6 protein-coding genes are annotated in these 5681 nt (G+C 64.7%); all 6 read right to left on the minus strand.

Features of this window, described 5'->3' with window-relative positions:
• Positions 1-155: 155 nt before the first annotated feature.
• On the minus strand, positions 156-1133 hold the full coding sequence (gene fliM, locus K8I61_00110; protein ID MBZ0270409.1) for a flagellar motor switch protein FliM: 978 nt from the start codon (positions 1131-1133) through the stop codon (positions 156-158).
• Between the two features lie 13 nt (positions 1134-1146).
• Complete coding sequence (locus K8I61_00115) at positions 1147-1644, minus strand: flagellar basal body-associated FliL family protein (protein ID MBZ0270410.1); 498 nt, start codon at positions 1642-1644, stop codon at positions 1147-1149.
• Between the two features lie 283 nt (positions 1645-1927).
• Entirely contained in the window at positions 1928-2659 is a 732-nt protein-coding gene (locus tag K8I61_00120) for a hypothetical protein (protein MBZ0270411.1), read from the minus strand.
• Between the two features lie 54 nt (positions 2660-2713).
• Positions 2714-3766: an IPT/TIG domain-containing protein gene (locus tag K8I61_00125; protein MBZ0270412.1), complete on the minus strand. Its 1053-nt coding sequence runs from the start codon at positions 3764-3766 to the stop codon at positions 2714-2716.
• Positions 3767-3791: 25 nt separating this feature from the next.
• On the minus strand, positions 3792-4787 hold the full coding sequence (locus K8I61_00130) for a DUF3280 domain-containing protein (protein MBZ0270413.1): 996 nt from the start codon (positions 4785-4787) through the stop codon (positions 3792-3794).
• The coding region (locus K8I61_00135) for an HDOD domain-containing protein (GenBank protein ID MBZ0270414.1) at positions 4784-5681 on the minus strand (898 nt) is incomplete at its 5' end. The genes K8I61_00135 and K8I61_00130, both read right to left, overlap by 4 nt.

The raw sequence follows: 5681 nt of genomic DNA on the forward strand, positions 1-5681 counted from the left end.
CGCCCAGATTCACCGGCGGCTCACCGCCGCTCGCGGCGGCCTTTTGCTCGTCGCCGCCCTGCTGCTCCACTTCCTGAAGCAGGCTGTCGATGTCGCCCTGGCTGATACCGCCGTCGTTGTTTTGATCGTCTGCCATACCCGTCTCCTGTCCCCCGTCACTCGGTAAAATCGAGAATCTCGAGTGCCTTGTATGACTGTTGCCGCGTCAGGCCGGTCTCGGCCCGAAACTTCGGAATCCCCTCCACCTGCACGTGCATCGCGTCCTGCACGAAATTGTCGAGCATGATTTCGTCGCCCGGCTGAAGCGAGAGGATCTTGCCGATGGAAAGCTCCGCGGTGCCCATCTCGGCCTTCAGTTCCACCGACGCATCCTTGATGTGGCCGCGAATTTCCTTTTTCCACAGCCGGTCGATCTCGTTCTTGTCGCCGACGTAGTTTTGCGAGAGGCGCTCGCGGATCGGCTCGATCGACGCGTACGGAACGACGATCTGCATGAGCCCCGTCGCGCCCTCGACGTCCACCAGGCTCTCCATGTTCACGACCACCTCGGTCGGATGCGCGATGGAGACGAACTGCGGGTTGATCTCCGTGCGGATGAAACCGATGTCCACCGGGAACACCGGCCGCCACGAATGCCCGAGCTCCGCAAGAGCCTTCTTGACGATCTTGCGCACGATGCCGATTTCGATGGACGTGAAATCGCGCCCCTCGATGCGAAAGCGGCTGTTGCCCGATCCGCCGCAAAAGATGTCCACGAGCGTGAACACGAACTGGCTTTCCACGACCACCACGCCGTTGCCCGGCAGCGGATCGATCTTGAAAAGCGACAGGCAAGACGGCACGGGAAGACCGTTCAGGAATTCCTGGAACTTCAGAAGCGAGATGCCGTTCGGCTCCAGGTTCGCGAGACGGCCAAGGTCAAGCGACAACGTGCTGCGGAAGTCGCGGCAAAACTTCTCGTGGATGACGTCGAGGATCGGCATCTTTCCGCGAAAGATGCGGTCCTGGCTCGTCAGGTCGTAGTTGCGGACCTCGCCCGAATGCCCGCCGCCGCCCGCGCCGTCCTCGAAGTCGCCTTCGGAGACCGCGGCGAGAAGGGCGTCGACTTCATTTTGCGAAAGCACGTTGCGCATCGGTTCTTGCCGCCTATTGGACGATAAAGTCGGTGAAATAGACCTGCGTCACACCGTTCGTGCCCAGGATCTCGTTGAGCCGGACGATGATCTCCTGACGCAGCCGCGCCTTGCCCTTCACATCACGGATTTGCGCGAAGGTCTTGCTCGAAAGCAGCTCGACGACCGAGTTGCGGATCGCCGCGCGGCTCGCCTCGCAGCCCTTGGCGACTTCTTCGTTGGCCGCCTCAAGCTCGATCGCGGTCTTCAGGAAACGCGGCTGGTCCGTGTCGGCCAGGTTCACGACGAATTCCTCGAGCGCCACCGTGGGGCGCGGCTTGGCCGGCGCCTTGATCGTCTCGACCTCCTCGGCCGGCGCCGCCTCGGACGATCCACCGATGACGCCAAGCAGAAACAGAGCGGCGACTGCGGCGCCGATAATGACGACACCCCCCAGGATGAAGAACAGCTTCTTCTTTCCGCCGCCTGCCGGCTTTTGAACGCCCGTGGCTTCGGTTTCGTTTGCGGCCATCACGTGACCCCCGTTTCAAAACCCCCAAAAGGGGTCGTCATGCCTGTGGAATTCGTACGTGCATGGAGTTGTGCAATGGATGTGCCACGCGTTTTGACAAAATTCCGCCGTCAGCCCGCAAGCGGCGTCGGCCGACGCGGAAAGGATTATCAGCAATGATTTCAAATAGTTGACGATGATTTCGGAGAGACGCGTCGCGTTCGGCGGGTTGACAACGCAAGTCCGGGACCGGCGCGGTGGCGCCCGGTCCCGGCTTCAGGTGTCAGCGTTTTGACAAGCGAAATCAGGCGGCGGGCAGGATCACGCGGTAAGCCGTCAACGGCCCGTCATCGTCCCTTTCGAGCTGCGCCTGCATCTCGAACGCCAGCCCGATCAGCAAGCGGTACTCGTCGTCGCGCAGCGGCGCGTTTTCCGAGACGCCCGCCTTCTCCGGATGCGCGACGATGGAGATGGCGATGTGCGTCGCGTCGCTGGCCTTCGCCACGATCTGCACGCGGCCGCCCGCGCCGACGCTCGCCCCGACGTGCGCGACAAGAGGAGCGAAGAGCTGGTGAAAAAGCAGCGCGTCGGCCATCACGAAGACGTCCGGCGCGACAAGCTCCACCAGAACGTTTTCCCGCGCCAGTTCGCGGGCCAATTCGTCGAGCAGCGATTCGAGCTCGTCCGACAGGCGAAGAAGCCGGATGACGTGCCCGCGCGTGGCGAACATCTTGAACCGCGCCATCTGGTCGCGCGCGCGCCCGAGCCCCGTGGCGACGACGTCGATGGCTTTTTTCATCGTCGCCTCGTCGCCGGCCATCTGCGCGAGTTGCACGTGCCCCATCATCCCGCCGAGGACGTTCGACAGATCGTGGATCAGCGCCCCGGCCGCGAATCCGACCTGCGCCAGGCGATCGAGCTGGTCCTCGCGGCGCTCCGGATCGAGCGCGGGATCGCCGGCGGGGTTCGGCAGAAACAGGGTCGGTTCAAGTCCGTCCTGGGCGTGGCCGTTTCCGTTGCCTTCGGATTTGCTCATCGCACTCGTGCCTCCGATGGGGTTGAAATTGTCGCCGCGCGGCGAGCCGCGCGTTTACCAGACCACGTCGTCGTCCACATCATCATCGAACGCATCGTCGTCGGCCGCGTCGTCGTCGGTCATATCGTCGTCGGCCGTGTCGTCGTCCATGTCGTCGTCCGCCGTGTCGTCGTCCGCGTCGTCGTCGCCCGCGGTCACGGTGTAGCCGTCTCCGAGCGTGTCGGACTCGCCGTCCGGGTTCTCGACGCGCACGTCCCACACGCCGAGATCGAAACCCGCAGGCACCACGGCCAAAACGCGCGTGTCGGACTGAAGCACGGGCGCCGGGTTGTTCAGTTCGATTTCGCCAAGATAGACCGATACGGGCGAAACGAAGTTCGCCCCGGTGATCGTGATTTCCTGGTCGTCGAGGTTCGATCCCGAAGCCGGCTCCACGGACGTGACGCGGATCGCCTCGGCGTCGATGACCTCAAACGCCAATACGAGCGTCGCCTGCGTGCCGTCGGGATTGACGAGCGTCAGGTCGTAAAAGCCCGCCTCCATCGCCGCGGGCACGGCGGCCGTCGCGCTCGTTGCGTCGATGACGATCACGTTCGATAGCGCCGTCTCGCCAAGCGACGCGGTCAACGGCTCCACGAACGCGCGCCCGGTGATGGTCACCGGCGTCGCCGCGTCGTTGACGCCCTCGGCCGGCGTGATCGTCTCGACCGCGAGCTTCGTCGGATCGACGACGGAAAACGCGTCCTCGGCAATGCCGGATCCCGCGGTAGCCGACACCACGGTCACGTCGTAGACGCCTTCGGGCAGGCCCGCGGGCAGGGTGGCGTTCAGGATTTTCGTCGATACGGCGGATACGCCGGTGCACGCCGCGCTTCCGACATACACCGAAAGTGAGCCCGTGAAATTCGAGCCCTCGATGGTCAGCGCGGTCTCCTGCGAGTTCGCGCCGGTTACGGGCGACACGGAGGCTACCGTCAGGCTGCTCGTGGATTTGGCCACGTGCCGCGCGTAATCGCGCGTGCAGGTGACAAGCGAAAGCGCGCATAGGGCGATCGCGACGGCGGCAAAACGCGCGGCGCCCGGCGGGAATTTGGATGTGTGCCTCATCGGCGGATTCCTTGCATACCCCGGTTCATCGGAACGTCAGGCCAAGACGCAGCCCCGGCGCGCCGTCGCCCATCACGGCGGGCGTGGCCGCGAGATGGGGCGTTTTCGGCGCGGGATCGAAGGCGGTGCGCGTCTCGACCGTGTGATCGGTCAATACGAGATAAATCCCCGTGCCGACGGCCGCGAGGCCCGCCGCGCCGAGGATCTGCCAGGTCTGGTCGTATTCCTTGGTCTGCCGCCGGTAGCGCGACAGGTCGGCGTCGTTGTCCGCGGAGGTGTATTTGTCGTACGCCTCGTCGGACTTGCCGATGTAATAGATCGACGCCGCGCCGATCACGACGCCGCCCGCGAGCACGGCGTAGCCCGCGCGCTTGCGCGGCGAGACGTTGACGACGCGGATCGGCCCCTGTTCCTCATGAATGCGGCGCACCTTGTGGGCGGCATCGTCCGCGGCGATTTCGGCGAGGCGCGAGGGCGGCACGCTTGTGATCGGCTCGTTCAGCAGCTTTTTCCCGCCGCGTCCGACGATCACCTCGCGCACGCGCCAGATGACGGTCAAGGTCGAGACCTCCACGAGCGTCGTTTCGACCTCGATTTCGCTGTTGGACAGATTGCCCGACAGATACTTTTTGATTTCGCCATAGACCACGGCGTCCGCGCCGACGCGCCGGCCGATGCGGGCGGCCTCGCGGACCGTGCCGTTGTAAATCCAGTCCACGGGGTTCGGCACGTCGCGGATCATCGCCTCTTTCACCTGCTCGCCGGGTATCAGCGCGAAGACGCCCTCGCCCGCCAGTTCCTCCATGTAGAGATTCGTCATCTCGATGCTGACGGTCTCCGCGCCGCCCTGGTCGCGCAGATACTCGGGGATGACAAACGGCATCACCGCCACGCGCTGCACGCGATGGCGGCCCATGTCCGGATCGACGTACGGGTCGATGGGGACATTCACGATGCGGCTTGCGCAGCCGGCGCCGAAAAGCGCGATGGCAAGCAAGGAGAGGGCGAAAAGGCGCGTCATCCAAAAAGTCCCCGCGCCGGCTCGTACATTTGATCGAAACGGCGGATCAATTCTTCGCAGGCCTCGCGCGACAGATGCAGGTTCATCGCGGCCGGATGCTCGTAGAGCGGGCCGTCCCAGGTATCCGGGCCGATCGCTTTGATCTCGGCGATCGCGTTACCGATGGCGACCGCGTCCGCGTCCGTCGGCGTTCCGTCCGGGCGAGGCTCGCCGCGGCGCACCGCGCGGCGGATCTCGTCGGGCAGGTCCCAGCGCGCGACGACCATTTCCCCCACGTCCGCATTGAATTGACGCAGCGTGTCCAAAACGAGCGGCATCGACGGGCGATATTTGACCGGCATCTCGCGCAGGCACCGCTCGATGAGGTTCAACAGGACCATCTTGCCCATGTCGTGCATCAGACCGGCAAGAAACGCCTCTTCTTTCGGCAGGCGAAGCGCGTTGGCCACCACGCGCGAGGAGAAGGCGACGGCGATGGAATGTTCCCAAAGCTTGCGCGCGAGCGACTGGTAGCTGGCGCTTTTGAACACGCGCCCCTGCAACGAGATGGCGAGCATGAGGTTTTTCACCTCGCGCTGCCCAAGACGCACGAGCGCCTGGCTGATCGTCTTCACCTCGACCGCGCCCGCGTACACCGGGCTGTTGGCGATCTTCAGGATGCGGCTTGCGATTCCCTGGTCCGTCAGCACCACGCGCGCCAGGTCCTGCATCGAGGAGCGCGCGTCGTTCGTCAGCTTGATGACGTTCATCGCGACGTGCGGCAGCAGCGGAATCTCCAAATCTTTCGAGAGGATATGGGCCACGACCTTCTCGCGGAACACCGCGTCGTCCTCGGAGATCTCAAGCTCCGGCGGCGCCGGCGCGGCCAGGAGCGCGGGCGGCCCGCCCGGCGGG

The organism is bacterium (assembly GCA_019912885.1).
GTDB lineage: Bacteria > Lernaellota > Lernaellaia > JACKCT01 > JACKCT01 > JAIOHV01.